The sequence below is a fragment of the Streptomyces sp. NPDC088733 genome (genome assembly GCF_044751185.1).
In the GTDB taxonomy this organism is placed as follows: Bacteria; Actinomycetota; Actinomycetes; order Streptomycetales; family Streptomycetaceae; genus Actinacidiphila.
Map to the genome: position 1 here is coordinate 43326 of NZ_JBIVLH010000014.1, position 21510 is coordinate 64835.

Consider the following 21510-nt stretch of genomic DNA (forward strand, 5'->3'; position numbering starts at 1 on the left):
CCTCAGACCGTGGCGAGTGGTGATTCCACGGCGCCGGTGCGGCGGAGTTTCTGCCAGCGCAGACGGCCGCCGGTCAGCGCCGTGATCCAGGACTGCAGCAGGACCAGGTACATCAGCTGCCGGTACAGGATCTGCTGCAGCGGCAGCCAGACGAGGTGGCGCGGTGACTCGCGGTCCAGCCGGAAGGCGTACGCCGCGCAGCCCGCCTGGAGGACGAGCATGAGGCACCACGCCGCCGCGGTGCGCAGGGTGGGCCCGAACACCAGGCCGTAGAGGAGGAAGATGTCGACCAGCGGCGCCAGCAGCGGGGCGACGACCATGAACAGCGACACCAGCGGCAGACCGAGCCGCCCGAAACGCCCCGAGTGCCCGCCCTCCCGGACGGCCCGGCGGTGCTTCCAGATCGCCTGCATGGTGCCGTAGCTCCAGCGGTAGCGCTGCGACCACAACTGCCGCACGGTCTCCGGGACTTCGGTCCACGCGCGGGCGTTCTCCGCGTACACCACGCGCCACCCGGCTCGGTGCAGGGCAATAGTGACGTCGGTGTCCTCGGCGAGCGTGTCGTCGCTCATGCCCCCGACGTCGCGCAGCGCGGCCCGGCGGAAGGCGCCGACCGCCCCGGGGATGGTCGGCATGCAGCCGAGCACGTCGTACATACGGCGGTCGAGGTTGAAGCCCATGACGTACTCGATGTGCTGCCAGGCACCGAGCACGGTCCCGCGGTTGCCGACCTTGGCGTTGCCCGCGACGGCCCCCACGGCGGGGTCGGTGAACGGCTGCACCAGGGCGCGGACGGTGCCGGGTTCAAAGACCGTGTCCCCGTCCATCATCACCACGATGTCGCCGGAGGCGTGTGCCACCCCGTTGTCGAGCGCCACGGGCTTGCCCCCGTTGGGCTGCCGGATCACCCGCACCCCGGGCAGCGCGAGGTCCTCCACGATCCCGGCGGTCCCGTCGGACGATCCGTCGTCGACGACCACGATCTCCAGCGGGTAGTCGCTCGCCGCCAGCGAACGCACCGTGTTGGCGATGCACGCGGCCTCGTTGTAGGCGGGCACCACGACGGTGACGGGCTCGGCGAACTCCTCGGTCCGCCGCGCGTCGCGTTTCCGCGCGCGCCGGGCGTGGACGGCCGAGAGCAGCACCATCAGCGCGAACCGCGCCAGGACGAGCACGCCCACCGCGGCCAGGAGGACCGTGAGCACGCTCATGGTGTGCTCGGAGAGCGTGACGGCGAGGACGAAGGCCTTCCCCTCCCACAGCTGTGGCCCACTGACCGGGATGTTCGCGCTCGGCGCGCCCAGTGCCTGGGTGAGGGTGGGGAACGCATACCCCTGGGCGGTCATCTCCGGCAGCAACCGGTCCAGTGCCGCCACGGTCTGCGAACGGTCGCCGCCGGCGTCGTGCAGGAGGACGATCTCCCCGGCGCCCGGTTCGGCCGGCTCGGCCGCGCGCACGATGGCGTCGACCCCGGGGCGGGCCCAGTCCTCGGTGTCGGCGTCGATGAACACCGTGAGGTATCCGCGCTCGCCCACGTACCTGGTCACGGGCCACGACAGGTCGTCCAGCGCGTTCGCCGTCGACGAGTACGGGGGGCGGAACAGGAAGGAGTGGATGCCGGCCGCGCCGGCCAGGGCCAGCTGGTTCGCGGCGAGTTCGCGGTCGACGCGGGCCCTCGACTGGTACACCAGGTCGGGGTGGTCGAAGGTGTGCAGGCCGATCTCGTGGCCCTCGGCGACGATCCGGCGGACGAGGTCGGGGTGGCGCGAGGCCATGGTGCCCGTCACGAAGAACACCGCGTGGGCGTGGTATTCGGCGAGTTTGTCGAGGACCTCCGGTGTCCACCGCGGGTCGGGCCCGTCGTCGAACGTGAGGACCATGGTGCCGCGAGGGACGGACAGGTTCCGCGGCACGCCACCGCGGGCGTCGACGATCGGGCCGCCGTCAAGGACGGACTCCGGCACCCGGCCGGTGGCGACGGGCGGGTGGACGCGGTGGTCGGCGCCGATCTCGCTGTGGACGACACCGCGCAGGACCAGCATGCCGAGCACCGTCGCCAGCAACAGGGCCGGCAGGACGAACCGCAGCGGGACCGCTGTACGGCGCCTGGCCCGCCGGGACGTTGGGGCCGGGGCGCCGGTCACCCGCCGCCTCCAGTTGTACCCGGGGAGGGGGCAGGTTGCACTGGGTGGCCTTCGGCCGGGATCGTGAGCCGGGGAGCCCGGGGGTCCGCGTCGGCCAGGCCGATCGCCAGCGTCACGGCGCAGCCGGCCCACAGCCCGCCGACGACCCAGCCGATGCCGCGCAGCGTACGGCGCCGCCGCCCACTGGGGTCGACGAACACCGGCCGGTCCGTGGCTTCGGGTGTACGCGACTGCACCGCTTCTGGCCCCTTCCGCGCGAAGCAACCTGACTGCGCGGAAGGGGACGTGCGTGAGCAGCGGTCCGCCGGACGGCGGACCACGAACCCCCGTCGGTGGATCACCTGAGCGCTCTTGGAGCGGTGAATCTACCGGATCCTTGGCCAATTGTGTGCGGCCAGTGAACGATGCGTGGGTTAACTGTGGTGCTCTGTCCGGCGTGGCTGTGCGTCTGTGTCTCTGCGTGCGGCGCCCCGGCTTATGAGCGCGCGGCGGCCGATTCCGGTGCGCCGGCCGGCTCGGGCACCCGCTGGACGTCCTGGACGTCCGCCTTGGTCACCGCCAGGTAGCCGACCACCACGACGATCAGGGCCAGCAGGACCAGGGTCACCGGCCCGTCGCCGAGGCCGAGGCCTCCGACGGAGCGGGGCTTGCCCAGGCCGTCCGCGATCGATGCGCCGAGCGGGCGCGTGATCACGTAGGCGGACCAGAAGCAGAACACGGGATCCCAGCGCAGCAGGCGGTAGCCGGCGGCCGGGACGAGGATCAGCACCGCGAAGACGAGTGCGGAGGTGAAGTAACCCAGGTGCAGGGTGAAGGCGGTGAAGTCGCCGAGCGCGGTGCCCATGGCGAACGTGGCGACGACGGTCGCCCAGTAGAACGCCTCGCGGCGCGGGGAGTCGATGGTGTGGATGGACAGTGTGCCCTCGGTGCGCCGCCACAGCCAGAACACGGCCAGCAGCAGTGCTCCGTACAGCAGGCTGGAGAGGGTGTACGGCACGCCGATGGCGACGTGCATCACGTCGGCCGCCATCGTCCCGAAGACGCCGACCATGGCGACGGCGAACCAGTACGTCCACGCCCGGTAGCGGGCCTGGCGGAACTGGATCACCAGCGCGATGAGGAATCCGGCGAATCCGAGTACGACCGCGAGTTCGGGCGCCATGGCCTGGACGAGATAGTCCGAGGCGCCCTCGCCGAGCGCCGTCGACAACCCCTTTCCCACCCAGAAGGCCGTGACGATCGCGGGAACGCGAACCGCGCCTGAGGAGACGCTTGCGGCGGTGCCGCCTGAATGAGCATGACGCGCTGTCGAAATCACGTGAGCACCCTAGGGATCAAGGCCGCGCTTGTCTACACGGGTGTAGATGGTCTAGCGTTCCGCGGACGAGAGGGACGCCCTCTTCGTCCCGTTACCCGTTGTACGTGAGGGGTTCCATGACGACCACGACGACGCCAGAGCATCGGACGCCCGCCCGGGAACTGCTGAACAAGGTTCCCGAGGTCACCATCTGGTTCTGGGTGATCAAGATTCTCTGCACCACGGTCGGCGAGAGCTTCGCCGACTGGATCAACATGAACCTCGGTGTCGGCTTGATCAACACCGCACTGATCTTCACCGCCGTTCTGGCCGGCGTCCTGGCCTGGCAGCTCAGCGCCACACGCTACATCCCGTTCGTGTACTGGCTCACCGTGGTGGTGGTGAGCGTGACGGGCACGCTCTACACCGACATCCTCACCGACAGCCAGGGTGTCCCCCTCGCGCTGAGCAGCAGTGTGTTCGCCTGCGTCCTCGCTCTCGTCTTCGGGATCTGGTTCGCCCGCGAGCGGACCCTGTCGGTGCACACCATCACCACCCGGCCCCGGGAACTGTTCTACTGGCTCGCCGTCCTGGTGACCTTCGCGCTCGGCACCGCGACCGGCGACTGGACCCTGGAGCTGACCGGCTGGACCCCGGACGTCTCCGTGCTGCTCCCGCTCGGGTTGATCGTCGCGATCGTGTTCGCCTGGCGCCGGGGCGCCAACGCGGTGCTCCTTCTGGCTGGCGTACATCCTCACCCGCCCGCTCGGCGCCAATCTCGGTGACTGGCTCGGCTCACCCAGTGGCGATGGCGGCCTGGGCCTGGGCACCGCGGCGACCAGCGTGATCTTCCTGGCCGCCATCCTCGCCACGGTGCTGTACCTCACGTACAGCCGCAGCGACGTCATCGAGAAGTCGGAGCCGGCACCCGGTGCGGTGAACCCGGCGCGTGAGCGGATGATGCTCGGCTACTACGCCGTCGTGGCGATCGCAGCCGGGGCGCTGCTCGTCTGGGCACACCAGCAGCCCCACGCCGCCGTGGCCGGCGAAGGCGACGCCCCGGCTGCCACGACCGTCCATCTCACGCCGGCGCAGGCGACGTCGTCCTTCCCTCCGGCCGAGATCGCGAAGTTCCGTACCGTTGCGTCGGACACGTTGGCGAAGCTCAACTCGGGTGACCAGGCGGCCGCGACCACCCGGGTGGGCGACCTCGAGACGGCGTGGGACGACGACCAGGCCACCCTGGAGCCCAAGAACGAGCAGGCCTGGGGCTTCCTCGACAGCGAGATCGACCAGGTCCTGACCGCGCTGCGCGATCCGCACCCGGACCAGGCCGCCGAGGTCAAGGCACTCGACACGCTGCTCACATCGCTCAACTGACCGGGCGACCACGGTCGATCGTCCCGGGACCGGCACGCGGCCGCAGTGAATGCGTGCCGCGGCCGGTCCCGGAAGGCCGCCAGGCCGGACGGCGCAGGCCGCCCACTTGCCCGGCGGGCTGTCGGCGTGATGGAGTCGTCCGCCATGTCCGACCTCGACCGTCAGACCGCCTACTGGGACGCCGCGGCGGCGACCAAGACGTTCACGCATCCCCTGCACCTGCCGTGGCTGGACGGCACCGACCGGCAGGCCGCGATCCTGGACTACGGCTGCGGCTACGGACGTACCATGCACGCCCTCGAACAGCACGGCTTCACCCGTCTCTTCGGCGTGGACACCTCACCGGGCATGATCTCCCGGGCACGCGGCTCCCACCCCGCCATGCGCTTCGCCGTGCTGGACGCACCGCCGCTGCTGCCGGCCCATCCGGAGGCGAGCTTCGACGTGGTTCTCCTCTTCGCCGTGCTGACCTGCGTACCCGGCAGCGACGCCCAGCGACGGCTGGTCGGTGAACTGAACCGCGTCCTCAAGCCGGGCGGCATGCTCTACCTCAGCGACGTGCTGCTCCAGGACGACGCGCGCAATCGCGACCGCTATGCCCGGTTCGCCGAACGCTACGGCACCTACGGTGTGTTCGAGACCGGCGACGGTGCGGTCTGCCGCCACCACCCGGGGGAGTGGTTCACCTCTCTGCTGGCCGGATTCGAGGTCGCCGACGCCCGCCACATCACCGTCGCCACAATGAACGGACACGAGGCGAAGGGGATCCAGATCCTGGCCCGTCGAGGGCAGGTCCGCTGAGGCCACCGCCTCGTGCCGACGCGGCCCCCGTCAGGTGAGTTCGTCGGGCACGGGGACGCCGAGGTGTGCGAGAAGCGCGCCGACCTTGCGGTCGAGCTCGCGTCCGACGTCCGTGATCTCCGGCCGGCCGAGCACGGAGACCGTGTCGCTCGGGCGGTCGATCGCGAACACCGCCTCGCCGTAGGGGGCTTCGTGGATCGTGGTGCGCAGTGGCGCGTACATCAGGGCCCCGGCGTCGTGCCGGTACATGCGCTCGGCGATGGTGTGATTGCCCATCAGGTACTCGGTGCAGCGGGCCTGATCGTCGGCCATGCCGAACAGCGGCTGGGCGTCGAACTTCCAGTAGATCATGAAGCCCAGTGGGGCGTTCTCGTCCGCGAGTGCGAGTACGGCGCTCCACGGCGCGCGCTCGGTGACCAGCTCGAAGGTGCGCTGGTAGTCCAGCGGAGGGACGGCCTGCTCGAAGCGGGCGCGGAACTGCTCGTAGTCCGCTCCGACCGGGATCTCCAGTCGCGTGACGGAACGGGGGAGTGCGTGGATCGCGGGGTGCGTCGTCGTGGTGTGGTGGGCCATGACCTGCTCCCTTCTGGCTTGCCTTGCAGGAGCCAGTCTAGGACGCGAAACGGATATATGTGATTTAAGTGAGCACATCAGGCATGGGCGGTCGTGGCGGCGCCGAGCACTTGGGCGAGGTCGCTTTGCCAGGGCCTGACCCAGGCGGCCTCGGAGCGCGGCACCCGCCTGCGGCAACGCGGGCATCGGCGGCCGGGTTCGAAGGACTCACCACAGGTCGTGTGCACGAGGCGCATCGGCTGCGTCGGTGACGCGGACGCACTGTGGGTGTTGCCCCACACCATCATGGCGTGCAGGACGGGAAGCAGGTCCTCACCCGCCCTGGTCAGCCGGTACTCGTCGCGGGTTCGCCCGCCGCCCTCGGGCCGGTACGCGACACGTGCGAGCAGCCCCGCCTCGACGAGCTGCCGCAGACGGCCGGACAGGACGTTGTCCGCGATGTCCAGTCCGGCCTTGAACTCGTCGAAACGCGTCATCCCGACGGTGGCGTTGCGCATGATCAGCAAGGTCCACCGGTCGCCCAGGATGTCGGCGGCCCGTCCGATCGGACACGGCCCATCGGCGGTTCCGCGGTGGGGTCCTGGCATGTCGTACCTCCAGGCTTGCTCAACGCAAGCCTACGTCCGTCGCCGCCGGCCGATGTGACCGTGGAGGCGGATGCGGCGGAGGTGGTCAGAGGGCGGGGTGCCGGTCGCGGACCTCGCTCAGTGTCTCCAGCAGCGAGGCGAGGTGCAGGATCGTCGACTCCGCGTGCCAGGCGGCGACCAGTTGGACACCGATGGGCATGCCGTCGCCGGTCGTGCCGAACCGCATGGACAGGGCGGGGAGCCCTGTCAGGCTGAACGGGACGGTCGTCGAGCTCACGTGGAAGGGGCCCACCGTGCGGCCGTCGAGGACGAAGTCCCCGAGCCCGTGTTCGTGGGCGGGGATCGTCGTCACCGGCAGCAGCAGCGCGTCGTGCTCCTGGAAGTACTCCGCGAAGCCGTCCCGGAGCCGCTCGACACCCTGCTCGGCCCGGACGTAGTCCGCCACGGACGTGTCGGGTGTGCCGAGCAGCGTCTTGGAGTAGGTGAACATCTGGTCCTCGTGGCCTGCGGTGACCTCGCGGACGGCGGGTTTCATCTCCATGACGTGCTGCCGCGCGAAGAGGTCCAGGGGGTTGTCCCGTTCAAGGGCCGGAATATCGACGGCCTCGACCCGGACCCGAGCTCCCCGCAGGGCGTCGGCGGCCTTCCGCACGGTCGCCGCGACCTCCGCGTCGACCGGGCCGAGCCCCGAGTCGACCAGCCAGCCGAGCCGTACGGGCCGGTCCGGTGACGCGCCCAGGCCGGCGTCGAACTCACGCGGAACCACGGAGAAACCGTCGGCGCCGTCCGGACCGGCCAGCAGCGAATACGCCAGCGTGACGTCCCGGACGGTGCGGGCCATGGGTCCGGCGTGCCAGTCACGGCGCGGGGCCCGCGGCCAGAAACCCGTCATCGGGATGCGCCCGTGCGTCGGCTTGAGGGACGTGATGCCGGTGTCGGCGGCCGGACCGCGCACCGAGATGGACAGGTCGCTGCCAAGACCGAGCGGCGACATGCCGGCCGCGATGGCGGCGGACTCCCCGCCGCTCGAACCGCCCGCCGAGCGGTTGAGGTCCCAGGGGTTGTTCGTCTTGCCCGTCAGGAGGTTGTCGGACTCGACCCAGTACGAGAACTCCGGAAGGTTGGTCTTCGCCAGAAGGATTCCGCCGGCCTTCTTCAAGCGCGCCACGGCGGTGGCATCCGTGTCCGGGATCCGCCCGGCGAAGATCGGCGAACCGCGCTGGGTGAGCACACCGGCGGTGTCGTAGGCGTCCTTGACCGTGAAGGGCACGCCGTGCAGCGGCCCGATGTCCCCGCCCGCCGCGAGTTCCTCGTCCGCCGCCCTCGCGGCCTCCAGTGCACCGTCGGCGAGCGTGACAACGGCGTTGATCCTCGGATTGGTGGCCTCGATGCGGTCGAGGTGCGCCTGAACCACCTCGACGGAGGACACCTTCCCGGTCCGGATCAGCTCGGCCAGTTCGCTCGCGTCGGCGTGAATGAGATCGGTGGTCATGGTGACTCCTGTCCTGGGCCGGTCCACTGCTTGGGGCGCTGCCCGGCCTCGGTGAGCCGCGGGCAGCGGGGGCGGGGCTCGTCAGACCTGCGGTCGTCTGGGGCGGCCGCCCGGGAGTCGCCATCGGCCGCGACGCGCACGGCCCGCGACAGGACGGAGATCTCCGCACCCAGTGTGACGACCGGACATCCGCCCGGGCGGTTCTCCGCGGCCTGCGTGTCGCGGAAGCAGCGTCAGGGAGCGCCGGCCTGTCGCGGGCCGGTCGGGCCGGATCATGGGCCGCTCGGCCTGCCCCGCGCGAGGCGCCGGCGGGGCGGAACCGAGGGCGCCTCAGTGCAGTGCGCCCTCCACGACGGGGAGCGCGAGATGCCACAGGCGGTCCGCCGTCCCGGGGTCAGCCGACCACTCGGCGACGCCCGTGGCGGGCTCGGGGCCGCCTGGGACGACCGGCTGCTCCTGGTTGTCCTCGAAGTAGCCGCCCGTCACGCCTTCCAAGAGAGGTGACGCGGCCAGCAGCACCGTGGTCGCCGCTCCCTGCTCAGGGGTCTTGGCGTAGTCGGGGATGATCAGGTTGCCGTCCCCGTCCATCACGCCGATGGCCTTCAGGACTTCGGGCGGAATGTGCCGCCCGAGGTTCGTGCGGGGGATGGCGCCGGGGGCGCAGGAGGTCGCGGCGATGCCCGCATCGCCCCAGTGACGGGAAATGCCCACGGCCAGCAGCACATCGGCGGCCTTGGACTGCGCGTACGCGGTGAACGGATCGTAGGGCCGCCGCTCGAACTGGGGGTCCTCGAAGTCGACACCGGCGCGGAGCTGCGCGCCGGAGCTGACGACGACGACCCGGGACCGGCCCGCCGCCGCCAGCGCGGGTCGCAACCCCGCGGCCAGGGCGAAATGGCCGAGGTAGTTGGTGGCCAGCTGCATCTCCCAGCCCTGGGCATTGCGCTCAAGGGTGGGCAGCATCATGATCCCGGCGTTGGCGACGAGTATGTCCAGGGGCCCCTCCCATGTCTGGCAGAACGCCCGCACCGACGCCAGGTCGGCGAGGTCGATCGGCACCGCGTCGACCTGGGGGAACATCTCGACGATCTCTTTCGCCGTGCCCGGGTCACGCGTCGCGATCGTGACCCGGGCGCCGGCCGCGGCCAGGGCCCGGACCGTTTCCGCGCCGAGTCCGGAAGCGCCGCCGGTGACGATCGCACGCCGTCCCGTGAGGTCGACGTCCGCTGTCACCTCCATCGCGGTGGCCCGCGGCCCGAACGGTGTGGTGATGAGTGACATGCAATGCCTTTCAGGAGGAGGGGAAAAACGCCGCCGCGATCGGGCGGGATTTCTCACGAGCCGCTGGGCTTGCCCTGTGCGAGGCGCGAGAGGTGGTCCCACTGCTCCAGCCCGGCGAGCCGGCCGGCGTACTCGGTGCGCAGGGCCTCCAGACCGCCCGTCCCGAACAGGACCCGCAGGGGCGGCTCGGGCGCGTCCACGAGCGCGAGGAGGGCCGCGGACGTCGCCGCGGGATCGCCCGGCGTGAATCCACTGGCCTCCGCCCCCGCGTAGAGCGCCTGCCGGGTATGGGCGTATGCCGGGTCCTGCGGGATCTGCGGGGAAGCGGACGCCAGACCGGTGGGGAACATGAGCGGCTCGATCAAGGTGATGTGGATGCCGTAGGCGGCCACTTCGGCGGCGAGTGATTCGCTCATCGCCTCCAGGGCCCACTTGGTGGCCTGGTAGATGCCGAGCGCCGGATAGGCGACCAGGCCCCCGAACGAGGAGACCTGCAGGATCCGGCCCGCACGGCGCTCGCGCATCCCGGGCAGCACTGCCCGGGTGGCGGCCAGCGCGCCGAAGTAGTTGACGTCCATCTGGGCCCGGGCCTGCTCCTCCTCGATCTCCTCGACGGCGCCGACCAGCATGTGGCCCGCGTTGTTGACCAGCACGTCGATCCCGCCGAACGTCGCCTCGGTGCTCCGTACGGCGTCGCGGACGGCCGCGGTGTCGGAGACGTCGAGTCGCAGCGGCAGGAAGCGGTCGCCGTAGCGCTCGGACAGCGGCGCCAGCGCCGCGGTGTCGCGGGCGGCCGCCGCGAGCCGGTCGCCGCGGGCGAGCACCGCCTCGGCCCAGTGCGCGCCCAGCCCGCGGGACGCTCCGGTGAGGAACCAGGTCCGGTCGGTCGTTGCCTTGCTCATGGGGTCTTCTCCGTCGTCGTACGACCGGGCGGCTCCCGGTCCGGCGACCAGCGTTCCGCTGATCGGAGCCGGCAGGCAGAGTCGCCCTAACCAGGGATCGGCAGTCTCTGGCTGCCGGTGCGGTCGTGCCGCAGACTCGAAGGGTGGACACCAAGGAGCTGGCCGACTTCCTGCGGGTGCGCAGGGAGGCGCTCGACCCCGGGGACGTCGGCCTTCCCGGCACGGGGCGCCGGCGCACCCCCGGGCTGCGCCGTGAGGAGGTCGCGCGGCTGGCCGACATCTCCACGGACTACTACACCCGGCTCGAGCAGGACCGTGCGCCGCAGCCGTCACCGGGTGTGCTGCGGGCCGTCACCAGGGCACTGCGTCTGACGCTGGACGAGCGTGACCATCTCTTCCGGCTGGCCGGGCACCGTCCGCCGGACCGCATGCGGTCGGACGAACATGTCGCGCCGAGCCTCCTCGCCGTGCTGGACCGCCTTGCCGACGTCCCGGCCCAGGTGATGACCGACCTCGGTGTCACGCTCGTGCAGAACGACCTGGCACGGGCCGTCTTCGGCGATCTCACCCGGCTGCGCGGTGCCGCGGGCACGGTGGTCCACCGCTGGTTCACCGATCCCCGCGTCCGGGCCGGATATCCCGTCCAGGACCACGCGACGGAGTCCCGGGCACTCGTCGCCGACCTGCGCGCCGCGGTCGTCCGCCGCGACGACGCGCAGTCGCGGGACCTGGTCGAACGGCTGCTGGAGGCGAGTACGGAGTTCGCGGCGCTGTGGCGTCTGCACGCGGTGGGGGTGATGCGCGACAGGCGCAAGCGGATCCAGCACCCCCAGGTGGGCCTGCTGGAATTCGACTGCCAGATGCTCCTCGACGAGGAGCGCACCCAGATCCTCGCCCTGTTCTCACCGGCGGCGGGCACGCCGACGGCGGAGCGTCTCGCGCTGCTCGTTTCCCTGGGACCGCTCGCCGCACAGCGCTCTTCCCGGTGAGGCCGTCCGCCGGGGGGCCGGCCGCGCCGTGGGGGTATCGTCGTCCGCTGCGGACCTCGGAGGAGCGGATGGACGACATACTCGGCGCGATCATGCGCCCCATCGTTCGCGGCGTCGTATCGCTGATCATGGACCTGGTCGGCGAGGCGGTGCTGGAACGCCTGGTCAAGATCATCAAGCGCACGTTCAGGTCGCTCCGGCGTCGCCGGGTGCCGTACGCGGCCGAGGTCTCGCTGGAGAAGCCGTAACGGGCGGAACGGGGAACCCCGGGGCATGGCCCCGGCCCCCGTCCGTGGCCCATTCGAGGGGTGTTCGCCACTCCCGCTTGTCCGATAACCGGTCGGACTCGTGCGGCGGGCTAGCGTGACTTCGCACCGCCCGGGCACCGCAGGATCTGCGCGACGGCCGTGGCGCCCCGGCGGTCCTTCACCGTGCGAGCAGAGGAAGGACCCCCCATGTCCAACCACTTCACCGGCCTCAGCCTTGGACCGCCGCTCGGCGACCAGCGTCTCGATCTGTGCGACCTCTTCGCCTTCGCGGCCCCCGGCGATCCCAGCAGGACCGTTCTGATCCTCGATGCCAACCCCAACGCGGATGCCCTCCACCCCGACGCCGTCTACCGGCTGAACATCGACAACGACGGCGACTACCTGACCGACATCGCCTTCAGCTGGGTCTTCAGCGCGCCGGGAGCGGACGGCTCGCAGACCTACAGCGTGTTCATGGCGACCGGCGCCGAGTCCCGCAAGCCGGAGGCGGTCGGCACCAAGATCGTCTCGGACGCCGCGGTCTCCTTCCGCCAGGAGGCCAACGTGGTCAGCAGCGGTGACTACAAGGTGGCCGCGGGCAGCCGCAGTGATCCCTTCTTCTTCGACTTCGACGGCATCAAGAATCTGTTCGACACCAGCGGCAAGAAGAATTTCACCGCCCCGCATCTGGGCGGGAAGTCCCCGTGGACCGGCGTCGACTCCAACACCACGGCCAACATCTTCTCCATGGCCGTCGAACTTCCGACCGCGGAGCTGGCTCCGAAGCCCGTACTCCACATCTGGGGCCGGTGCAGCGTGCGGCGCGACGGTGAACTCGTCCACGCGGACCGGGCCGGACACCCGTCGGTGAGCAGCTTCTTCAACACCGACGACACCAAGGAGGAGTACAACGCGAGCGAGCCGGTCAACGACCGGGCCAGGTGGACGGACCAGTTCGTCCACCTCCTCGGCCACACCGGCGGCTACACGTCGGAGGAAGCGGTCGCCGCGCTCGACGAGCACGGCATCCTGCCGGACGTGCTCACGTTCGACCCCGCGAAACCCGCCGCGTACCCCAACGGCCGGACCTTCACCGAGGACGTCATCGACATCCGCGTCGCCTTCCTCACCAAGAACGAGGCGCCCCCCACCGGCCTCACCCCGCACACGGACACCCTCGACCGCTTCCCCTACCTCGGCAACCCGCACCCGGCCGCGACCTCCTGAAGTTTCCGGGCGACCGCTCGCCTGAGTGGACAGGCGAGCGGGTCCAGGCACACGACGGGCTGACGGAAACCCCTTCGACGGACCGGGCCAGGACGGGCCATGATGCGCCCGTGACGGCGATGCAGCAGCACATGACCCGGGCCGCGGCCCGCAACAACGCCGAATGGTGCGCGTCGATGTGCCGATCGCACGGCCTGGCGGGCGAGTTCGGGTCGCAGGCCTGGGCCGTCCCGTCCCGGCCGCCGCGGTACTACCCCGACGCGGTGACGCTGGTGCGGGGGGCCGATGCCGCCGCGCTGGTGGACCGGATCGACACCGCCGCTCCGGGCGCGTGCGTCAAGGACAGTTTCGCCGACCTCGATCTGACGGGGGCCGGGTTCAAGGTGCTGTTCGAGGCGCAGTGGATCCACCGCCCGGCGAGCGCGCCGCACACCGCCCCGGATCTCGCCTGGGACGTGGTCGGCAGCCCGGACACGCTGCGGGCCTGGGCCCTTGCCTGGGATGACGGGGACGGCGACGCGGACCTCTTCCGGCCCGAACTGCTCGACGACCCGGCCACGTCCGTGCTCGCCGGGCGCTCCGCCGACGGCCGGGTGGCCGCGGGGGCGGTGGCGAGCCGCAACGGTCATGTGGTCGGCGTCTCCAACGTCTTCGCGGTGGACGGCGGCGCCGACCGGGCCTGGCCGGTGGTGCTGGACGCAGTGCACCGGCTGTTCCCGGCCCTGCCCGTGGTCGGCTATGAGCACGGCGCGGACCTGGATGCCGCCGTGCGGCACGGCTTCGAGGCGGTCGGCCCGCTGCGGGTCTGGCTGCACGGCCAGGCACTGTCTCCTTGACCGTCTGCACGGCGGTCCACCCTTCCGGCACCCCGAGCGCCCCACTTATGGTGTGTCACCGCTCCCGGTGTGCGCCGACGTGACGCTGAGAACCGTGTCGAGGTATTTGGCGATGGCGTCCCTGTTGCGGGTCAGGAACTCGATGCGTTCGGACAGTCCGGCCTGTTCGCGTTGCAGCGTGGCGATCATTTCCGGTGTCACGTAGGGGACATAGATGGTCTGCGGCTTGTCCAGGCAGGGCAGGATCTCCTGAATGATGCGCGTCGGCAGTCCGGCTTCGAGCAGCCCCTTGATCTGCCGCACGCTGTCCACATGCGCCTCGCCGTACTCGCGGTAACCATTGTCGGCGCGACTGGGTGTGATCAGCCCTTGCTCCTCGTAGTAGCGCAGTAGCCGACGGGATACGCCGGTCCGCTCCGCGAGCTCTCCGATTCTCATGTGCCCCAGCCTACGGCTTGACCCTCACATTAATGTGAATGTTCGAGACTGTATGAGATGGGCAAAGAACTGCCGAAATCAGCGCCCTGTCGGAAATTAGGGGTATGTCAGATTCTCGGCTCAGTCCTGTGCCTGCCACGACCATCACGACGACATCGAAGGCTTGACATGAAACTCGGACTTCGTCTTCCCCAGCGGCTGGGAGTCGACCTGCGACACGACGTGGTCGAAGCGGCCAGAACGGCCGAAGCGGCCGGTTACGCCAGTGTGTGGACGAACGAACGGCTGCTTTTCCCGGAGACGCCCGTCGAACCTTACGCCTACGCCCCGCCGGACGCGCCGTGGCCGGAGATCGCGCGGCAGGCCGCCGACCCACTGGCGCTCCTCACGGCAGCGGCGGTGGTGACCGAACGGGTACGCCTCGGTACCGCCGTCCTGATCGCCCCCCTCCACGCCCCCGTCCAACTGGCGAAGGCACTGGCCACCATCGACCAGATCAGCGGCGGCCGCATGATCGCGGGTATGGGCGCCGGCTGGTCCACCGACGAACTCCGGGCCACCGGAGCCACCCGGGCGGACCGGGGCAGATTCCTCGATGAGACGCTGGACGTCTTCGACGCCGTGTGGGGGCCGGACCCGGTGACCTTCCGGAGTCCCCGCGTCATCATCGACAACGCCTCGGTCCTGCCCAAGCCCGCGTCGAAAATCCCCGTGATGCTGGGCGGCGGTGTCAGCAACGTGGGCGGCGGTACGAGTTCCAAGGCGGTGGAGCGCATCGCCAGGCGCGCGGACGGCTGGCTGCCGTTCTTCACCACAACCGGGCCCGCCGGAGCCGCGGAACTGCGCGCGAGCTGGGACCGTATCCGGGAAATCGCGTCCGGGTACGGCCGGGACACGAGTCGGATGGAGTTGGTGGCGGTGGGCAACGTCACCTTCACCGACCGTCCGGCAGGACCTGACCGATCGGCGTTCGTCGGCACCCTCGACCAGATCATGGACGACATCCACACGGTCGAGGAGGCGGGCGCGGACGAGCTCATCGTGGATCTGAATCTGCAGGACTGGTTCACCAGTACCCCGCAGATGCTCGAGACGGCGGTGGAGATCCGCGAACGGATCGCGGCTGCCTGACCGGGGGTGCCATCGGTCAGCACGGCGGGCGGAGGCGGTGAAGGGGCTCGGGTCCTGTGATGAGGTTGCTCGGGCGGCCTGGCTACGGGATCGGTGGGGAGCCCCTGCACCCGATCATTCACATCGCGTGCAACAGGAGCCCGACGAAGAACTCGCCTGGAGGATCGGCAGCTTCTTCGCCCGCAAGCCCGCTGCTGCCAACGGCAGTCGGCCCTCAAGGCGCTCACAGGGTGGAGCCCTGTCCCTCAGAGATGGCTCTCGAAGTCGAGCTCACTGGCCAGGAGTGCCGCGCCGGCCACCCCGGCGCGCGGGCCGAGTTCCGACAGCACGATCTGGAGGTTCCCGGTCGCGAGGGGGAGCGAGCCCTTGTAGACGACGCTGCGGATCTCGGCGAGCAGCAGGTGGCCGAGCCCGGAGACGCCGCCGCCGATCACGATCATCGACGGGTTGATGAAGCTGACCAGCGTGGCGAGGACCTGTCCCACCCGGTGGCCGCCGTCCCGGATGAGGTTGACGCACGTGACGTCCCCGCCGGCCGCGCACTCCGCCACGTCCACCGCGGTGAGGGCGCCCTCCGCGGCGAGGCGTTCGGCCAGCGCCGGCGACTGCCCCGAGCGGGCGGCGGCGGTGGCGTCCCGGGCCAGGGCCACACCGCCGAAGAAGGCCTCCAGGCAGCCGGTCTTGCCGCACGAGCAGGCCGGTCCCTCGGTCTCGACCTGAATGTGGCCGATGTCGCCCGCGGACCCTTCCGACCCGCGATAGATCTGGCCGTGGACCTGGACCCCGCAGCCTATGCCGCTGCCGATCTTGACGAACAGCAGGTTGTCGACGGCCTTGGCGACCCCCGCGTACCGCTCGCCGAGTGCCATCACGTTCACGTCGTTGTCCACCACGACCGGGCAGCCGTGCGCGCGGGTGAGGGTGTCCCGGACGGGGAAGCGGTCCCAACCCGGCATGATCGGCGGGGAGACCGAGATCCCCTCCTTGAAACTGACCGGACCCGGCAGCCCGATGCCGATGGAGTTGAACCGCGCGCACCCGGCCTGGTCCGCCATTTTGTTCAGGAGTTCGTTGACCCTGTCCAGGACGGCACGGGGGCCTTTGCGGATATCGGCTGCCTCGGCATAGGAGGCGATCGGCTTCAGCCCTCCGTCGGTGATCTCGATGTCGATCGAGCTGGCCCCGAGGTCCACCGCCGCGAACCGTATGTCGGGGTCGAGTTGGACGAGAGTGGAGGGGCGGCCGCCGCGAGAAGTGGCCCGCCCCGCCTCGAGCACCCTTCCGGCGGCGATCAGGCGGTCGAGTTCAGCCAGCAGCCTCGGCCTCGCCACTTCCAGCTCGTCGGACAGCTGTGCGCGCGACAGCGGCCCGAGGTCGCGCAACAGGCTCAGCACGCGGTACTGGATGCTCACGGGCTCACTTCCTGGGTATCGGCCGAATGTGTGACAAAACGTTAGGGGCGTTGATTCACAAGCGTCAATGGCTTTCACGCGAATTGTCGAAAGTTAAATTCGAAACGAAGAAAGCATCAGTGGGTCGCAAAGTTACGCGAGGAGATTTTGAGTTCGGGGGTGCCGGGTACGTGGACGGACTCCAGGGCGGGCGGCCGACGTTCCGCGACGGCCGCTGGTGAGCCCTGGAGCCACCGGCAGGGTGCTGCCCGCCGCCGTGCGGCGGACGGGCAGCACTCCTCGCATCAGCCGGCCAGGCCTCCCTTCACGGCGAGGGCATCGCGGGCCAGCGCGGTCCGCGCGGTCGCGTCGGTCACCAGCTTGGTGTCCGCGGCCAGTTGGGCGACCTGGTCCAGGACGGCGGCCGCCTGGTTGGTGCGCCCCGCGTCGGCGTGCGCCCGGGCCTGGTCGAGCCGGACCGTCAGGCGCTGCCGGCCCTGCTCGGTCAGCCGGTTCTCCGCGCGCAGCTGGGTGATCAGGGTGTCCAGCTCGTCGAAGGAGGTGGTGGTGGTGAAGTGCACGGTGCGCGTGGTGGTGTTGCCCGCCGCGTCACGACCCGTGACCACCAGGTCGTGGCCGCCCACCGGCAACCGCCACAGCAGCAGGGGCTGCCCCGGGGTGACCGCCGTACCGTCCAGCTGCGCGGTCGCGGTCGGCCCTCCGGAGACGGCGTCCGTGACCGTGACCACCGGCGTCGGACGCTGGGAGTCCCCGTAGGCGGTGTCGGCCGTCACCCCGGTGACCGTCACCGCGGGTCCGGTCTTGTCGATCCGGACGGCGACGGTGCCCACGGCGGAGACGTTGTTGGCCGTGTCCGTCGCGCGGTACCGGATGGAACTCATGCCCTCCGTGGAGAGGGTGACCGCGCTGTTCGCGCTCAGCCAGGTCGTTCCGCCGTTGAGCGAGTACTCCCGGCTCTTGATGGCCCCGTTGTCGGTGGCGTTGACGCTCAGCGACACATTGCCGGTGTACCAGCCGTTGCTGCCGTTGGGCTGTGCCGGGTTGAGGGTGGCCGTCACCGTCGGCGGGGTCCTGTCGGCGACACCGGACCCCTGGAAGGTGAAGGAGTCCACGTCGACGCCGCCCGAGGAGGTGACGTAGAGCTGCCCGGTGCCGGTGGGAGCCGAACCCAGCGCCGTGTTGACGGTCTGCCAGCCGTCGCCCGCCGGGACCGTGATCGTGGCGAACGGGTCGGACCTGGGCGTGCCCCAGCGCAGCGACAGCGTTCCGGCGCCGGTGGCACGGGTCTGCACCCCGGTGATGCCGGCGAAGGACACCGGGTCGTAGCCGATCCAGTCGCCGGCGTCGAAGGCGGTCAGCTTGCGCTGTCCGGAGGCGGTGGTGTCATCGGTGATCGTGACGCCCTGGGCCGAGTCGTAGTGCTCGCCCTGCATGAGAGCGGGGTTGAGGACGACCTGGGCGTCGCTGGTGGCCGGGGGCACACTGCCGGCGCCGCGGTCGGTGTAGGTGAGACCGAGGACGCCGAAGACGTTCTCCGTGTCACCGTGGCCGGCGTCGGTCGGGGTGGTGATCGCCCCCGAGCAGCCGGTCCCGCTGCTGACCGGGTGGCCGTGCTGGTTGTGGCCGAGGCCGAGGGTCCAGGCGGCCTTGGTGCAGTCGATGTTGGTGCCGTCCTCCGGATCGTCGATCCGGGTGGCGTACGGCACCACGTCGCCCCAGGTGAAGAAGCCGCCGTTGGGCGGGGAGGTGAACGCCACCGTCGGAGCGGTGTTGCCCACGGTGATCTGCTTGCTGGTCAGGCCGGTCTTGCCCTCGGGGTCGGTGACCTTGAGGCGGGCCTGGAGCTGGCCGTTGTCGGGATACGTGCGGCTGGCCGTCGGGCCGGTGGTCTCGAACGTGCCGTTGCCGTCGAGGTCCCACTGGTAGGTGAGGGCGGAGCCTTCCGGGTCGCTGGAGCCGGTGGCGCTGAAGGAGACGGTCAGCGGTGCCTGGCCCGAGGAGGGACTGGCGCTGATCACCGCGGTGGGGGCCTTGTTGCCCTCCGCGTAGTCGATCCGGTAGAGGCCCGCGTCCGGGTTCTGCCGGAAGAAGCCGTCGCCGTAGTCGAGGACGTAGAGCGCGCCGTCGGGGCCGAACTCCAGGTCCATCGGGTTGTCCCACGGCGGGATGCCGTTGCCGGCACGTTCGCTGTTGGGCAGGACGTTCTCCAGCTTGGTGACCGGTCCGTCCGGGCCGGCCAGGGTCAGGGCGGCGACATAGTCCTGGGAGAACTCCCCGAAGAACGCCTTGCCGTCCCAATACGCGGGGAACTTGCCCGGAGCCGGATTGGACGCGTCGTAGTGGTAGACCGGGCCGCCCATCGGGGCCTGGCCGCCGGGGCCGCCGGGACCGCGGAAGGCGGTCAGTTCAGGCCAGGGCTGGTCGGTGTCGCGGTCGCCGTACCACAAGGTGGCCGCCCTCGCCGGGGGCAGATCGGTGAGGCCGGTGTTCCAGCGGGAGTCGTTGACCGGCGCGGCGCAGTCGAAGGCGGGGCCGGGAGTGAGGGTGGCGAAGTCGAAGTCCCTGTAGGGACGGGTGTTGTCACCGGTGCAGAACGGCCAGCCGCTGTTCATGGCCGTCGTGGTGGTGTCCCACTCGACATAGCCCATCGGCCCGCGGTTGGCGTCGGCGTTGCCGGCGTCGGGGCCGTAGTCGCCCCACATCACGGCGCCCGTGGCCTTGTCCACCGTCATCCGGTAGGGGTTGCGCAGGCCCATCACGAAGATCTCGGGACGGGTCTTGGGCGTACCGACCGGGAACAGGTTGCCCGACGGGATGGTGTAGCTCCCGTCGTCCTGGACGTGGATGCGCAGGATCTTGCCGCGCAGGTCGTTGGTGTTGCCGGAGCCGCGGCGCTCGTCGAGGCCGGGGTTGTAGGTGGCCGCGTCGTTGATCGGCGTGTAGCCGTTCACGTTCGGACCGGACGCGGGCGTGTTGCCGCCGGTGGACAGGTAGAGGTTGCCCTGCGCGTCGAAGTCGACGTCGCCGGCGACGTGGCAGCACTGACCGCGGTTGGTGGTGACGCGGATGATCTCCTGGGCGGTGGACAGATCGAGCTGGTCGCCCGTCCACTTGAAGCGGGTGAGGGCGTCGTAGCCCTCCCACTGCTTCCAGTACGCGTCGGTCTGCCCGGCCGGCAGCCGCTCGGGGGCCGAACCGGTGGGAGTGCTCAGCGGCGGCGAGTAGTAGAGGTAGACCCAGTGGTTGGTGGCGAAGTCCGGGTCGAGGGTGACGGTCTGCAGACCCATCTCTGAGTTCTGGTAGACGTCGAGGTGGTTCACGACCTTGGTGATGCCGGTGCCGGGGTCGGTCATCCGCAGATCGCCGTTGCGGGCGGTGTGCAGGACGCGCAGATCGGGCAGCACGGCGAGGTCGATCGGCTCGCCGGTGTTCTTGCTGAGCGTGACCTTCTCGTAGTTCGACCAGTCCACGGCGGGGTCGGCGGCCGCGGTCGCGTGGGCGTCGTCCGGGTGCGCCTGCGCGGCCGGTGCTAAGGCGAGACCGCTCAGCATGGGCAGCGATGCGAGGAGCACCCCGGCCATGAGGCCTCTCAGGGTACGGTACACAGTGATGCGTCTCCTTGGTCTGTTCCGGTCAGGAGGTGCGCAGCCGGGCCGGCCCGCCGGTTGCGCCGTGGCAGCGGTACGCCAACGGCGGGCCGGGCCCGGTGGGGTGCCTGCGATCAGGCCAGCAGCTGCTTCAGCGCCGTGAAGCTGCGCTGCGCGGCGCCGAACGAACCCGGCGGGTTCGGCTGGGTGTTGGGCGCGGTGTCCTGCTCCCAGATGCCGACGTGGCTGCCGCGGGCACCGATGTCCCGGATGAACTGCTGGTAGGGCAGGACGCCGGCGCCGAACTCGACGATGGAGTAGCCGTCCGCGCTCGAGTTGGCGGCGCCGTCCTTCATGTGGAACAGCGGGTAGCGGTAGGGCTGGTTGCGCACGTAGGCCGCGGGGTCGAAGCCCGGCCAGCGGTGCTGCCCGACATACGCCCAGTACACGTCCATCTCCAAGTAGACGTAGCGCGGGTCGGTGTTGCGCAGGAAGACGTCGTACAGCCGGACCGACGGCTGGTCGGTGGCGAAGGCGAACTCGCCGGCGTGGTTGTGCTGGTACAGCTTCAGACCGCGGGCGGCGGCCGCCTGGCCCCAGGTGTTGAACTCCTCCGCGGCGGCGAGGTAGCCGGAGACCGTGTTGGAGTTCGACGGCGCGTTGGCGGTACCGACGTGCGGCATGCCCAGGATCTGCGCCGCGTCGAGCTGGCCCTGGAGGTTGGAGCGGAAGTCCCCGATGCCGACGTGACTGCCGATCGCCTTCAGGCCGTTGTCGTCGAGCAGCTTCCGGATCTCCTGGAGCGTGATCTGCCGGCCGAGGATCGAGGTGTTCTGGGTGTAGCCCGCGAACTCGATCTCCTTGTAGCCGATGCGTGCCATCTCCTCCAGGACGACCCGGAAGCCGAGCGACGTGACCTTGTCACGGACGCTGTAGAGCTGCAGGGAGATGCGGTCCTTCGGGATGGACAGGATGCTGGGCGCGGCGGAGGCGGAAGTCGCCGTCGCGGCGCCGACCACGGAGGCGGCGGCGACCGCCACGGTGGCACCGGCGGTGGCCCGCAGGAAGTCTCTGCGGTCGAAGGATTTGTCCAGGTGGCCCACGGTCACTCCTTGGTGGATGCGGCGAAGAAGAGTGCGGTGCGAGGTGCGCGGTGCTGGCGGTGCGGAGCGCTTGTCGCCCGTG

At 70.4% G+C, this 21510-nt stretch carries 20 protein-coding genes and 1 pseudogene; 9 read left to right on the forward strand and 12 right to left on the reverse strand.

Translation table 11 applies throughout. From position 1 onward, the window contains the following. Positions 1–2: 2 nt before the first annotated feature. The 3 genes from ACIP64_RS24935 to ACIP64_RS24945 form a co-directional block, all read right to left on the reverse strand. Entirely contained in the window at positions 3–2144 is a 2142-nt protein-coding gene (locus tag ACIP64_RS24935; RefSeq protein ID WP_401590737.1) for a bifunctional polysaccharide deacetylase/glycosyltransferase family 2 protein, read from the reverse strand. Further along, positions 2141–2380, reverse strand: coding sequence for a hypothetical protein (locus ACIP64_RS24940; protein ID WP_401590740.1), 240 nt, complete (start codon positions 2378–2380; stop codon positions 2141–2143). The genes ACIP64_RS24935 and ACIP64_RS24940 overlap by 4 nt, the downstream gene beginning before the upstream one ends. A 239-nt stretch (positions 2381–2619) precedes the next feature. Further along, complete coding sequence (locus ACIP64_RS24945; protein ID WP_401590743.1) at positions 2620–3366, reverse strand: hypothetical protein; 747 nt, start codon at positions 3364–3366, stop codon at positions 2620–2622. Between the two features lie 212 nt (positions 3367–3578). Between ACIP64_RS24945 and ACIP64_RS24950 the strand changes: the two genes are divergently transcribed. The 4 genes and pseudogenes from ACIP64_RS24950 (at position 3579) to ACIP64_RS24965 (ending at position 5622) form a co-directional block, all read left to right on the forward strand. Next, the gene (locus tag ACIP64_RS24950) at positions 3579–4226 is read left to right on the forward strand and encodes a hypothetical protein (RefSeq protein ID WP_401590746.1); all 648 of its coding nucleotides are present in this window, start codon (positions 3579–3581) and stop codon (positions 4224–4226) included. After that, positions 4192–4278, forward strand: a pseudogene (locus tag ACIP64_RS24955) (hypothetical protein); the annotation flags it as partial. The gene ACIP64_RS24950 and the pseudogene ACIP64_RS24955, both read left to right, overlap by 35 nt. 6 nt (positions 4279–4284) lie before the next feature. Further along, positions 4285–4821 carry a hypothetical protein gene (locus ACIP64_RS24960; protein ID WP_401590749.1) on the forward strand — a complete coding sequence of 179 codons (537 nt, stop codon included), beginning with the start codon at positions 4285–4287 and terminating at the stop codon, positions 4819–4821. Positions 4822–4965: 144 nt separating this feature from the next. Next, positions 4966–5622, forward strand: a complete 657-nt coding sequence (locus ACIP64_RS24965) for a class I SAM-dependent methyltransferase (protein WP_401590751.1) — start codon at positions 4966–4968, stop codon at positions 5620–5622. Between the two features lie 30 nt (positions 5623–5652). Here the strand turns inward: ACIP64_RS24965 and ACIP64_RS24970 are convergent, their stop codons facing one another. From ACIP64_RS24970 to ACIP64_RS24990, 5 genes are all read right to left on the reverse strand, one after another. Continuing rightward, the gene (locus tag ACIP64_RS24970) at positions 5653–6195 is read right to left on the reverse strand and encodes a hypothetical protein (RefSeq protein WP_401590754.1); all 543 of its coding nucleotides are present in this window, start codon (positions 6193–6195) and stop codon (positions 5653–5655) included. Between the two features lie 77 nt (positions 6196–6272). Beyond that, positions 6273–6782 (reverse strand): winged helix-turn-helix transcriptional regulator, encoded by a 510-nt coding sequence (locus ACIP64_RS24975; protein ID WP_401590756.1) that lies wholly within the window; start codon positions 6780–6782, stop codon positions 6273–6275. 85 nt (positions 6783–6867) lie between these two features. Next, on the reverse strand, positions 6868–8274 hold the full coding sequence (locus tag ACIP64_RS24980) for an amidase (RefSeq protein WP_401590759.1): 1407 nt from the start codon (positions 8272–8274) through the stop codon (positions 6868–6870). Between the two features lie 330 nt (positions 8275–8604). After that, positions 8605–9555: an SDR family NAD(P)-dependent oxidoreductase gene (locus ACIP64_RS24985; RefSeq protein WP_401590761.1), complete on the reverse strand. Its 951-nt coding sequence runs from the start codon at positions 9553–9555 to the stop codon at positions 8605–8607. A gap of 53 nt (positions 9556–9608) precedes the next feature. Then, the gene (locus tag ACIP64_RS24990) at positions 9609–10457 is read right to left on the reverse strand and encodes an SDR family NAD(P)-dependent oxidoreductase (protein WP_401590763.1); all 849 of its coding nucleotides are present in this window, start codon (positions 10455–10457) and stop codon (positions 9609–9611) included. A 143-nt stretch (positions 10458–10600) separates the two neighbouring features. On the opposite strand from ACIP64_RS24990, the gene ACIP64_RS24995 reads away from it, so the two are divergent. From ACIP64_RS24995 to ACIP64_RS25010, 4 genes are all read left to right on the forward strand, one after another. Beyond that, on the forward strand, positions 10601–11446 hold the full coding sequence (locus ACIP64_RS24995; RefSeq protein WP_401590766.1) for a helix-turn-helix transcriptional regulator: 846 nt from the start codon (positions 10601–10603) through the stop codon (positions 11444–11446). A 68-nt stretch (positions 11447–11514) separates the two neighbouring features. Next, positions 11515–11694, forward strand: coding sequence for a hypothetical protein (locus ACIP64_RS25000; protein WP_401590768.1), 180 nt, complete (start codon positions 11515–11517; stop codon positions 11692–11694). A 207-nt stretch (positions 11695–11901) separates the two neighbouring features. After that, on the forward strand, positions 11902–12921 hold the full coding sequence (locus ACIP64_RS25005) for a DUF4331 family protein (RefSeq protein ID WP_401590771.1): 1020 nt from the start codon (positions 11902–11904) through the stop codon (positions 12919–12921). Positions 12922–13040: 119 nt separating this feature from the next. Further along, entirely contained in the window at positions 13041–13757 is a 717-nt protein-coding gene (locus ACIP64_RS25010) for a hypothetical protein (RefSeq protein ID WP_401591114.1), read from the forward strand. 45 nt (positions 13758–13802) lie between these two features. On the opposite strand, the gene ACIP64_RS25015 is transcribed toward ACIP64_RS25010, so the two are convergent. Further along, on the reverse strand, positions 13803–14195 hold the full coding sequence (locus ACIP64_RS25015; protein ID WP_401590773.1) for a MerR family transcriptional regulator: 393 nt from the start codon (positions 14193–14195) through the stop codon (positions 13803–13805). Between the two features lie 168 nt (positions 14196–14363). On the opposite strand from ACIP64_RS25015, the gene ACIP64_RS25020 reads away from it, so the two are divergent. Beyond that, entirely contained in the window at positions 14364–15326 is a 963-nt protein-coding gene (locus ACIP64_RS25020) for a TIGR03619 family F420-dependent LLM class oxidoreductase (RefSeq protein WP_401590776.1), read from the forward strand. Positions 15327–15571: 245 nt separating this feature from the next. Here ACIP64_RS25020 and ACIP64_RS25025 read toward each other — a convergent pair whose 3' ends face one another. The 3 genes from ACIP64_RS25025 to ACIP64_RS25035 form a co-directional block, all read right to left on the reverse strand. Then, positions 15572–16738: an ROK family protein gene (locus tag ACIP64_RS25025; protein ID WP_401590778.1), complete on the reverse strand. Its 1167-nt coding sequence runs from the start codon at positions 16736–16738 to the stop codon at positions 15572–15574. 284 nt (positions 16739–17022) lie between these two features. After that, a complete protein-coding gene (locus ACIP64_RS25030) occupies positions 17023–20319 on the reverse strand; it encodes a PQQ-dependent sugar dehydrogenase (RefSeq protein ID WP_401590780.1) in 3297 nt (1098 codons plus the stop codon). Positions 20320–20459: 140 nt separating this feature from the next. Beyond that, positions 20460–21428, reverse strand: a complete 969-nt coding sequence (locus ACIP64_RS25035; protein ID WP_401590783.1) for a sugar phosphate isomerase/epimerase family protein — start codon at positions 21426–21428, stop codon at positions 20460–20462. Positions 21429–21510 lie beyond the last annotated feature (82 nt).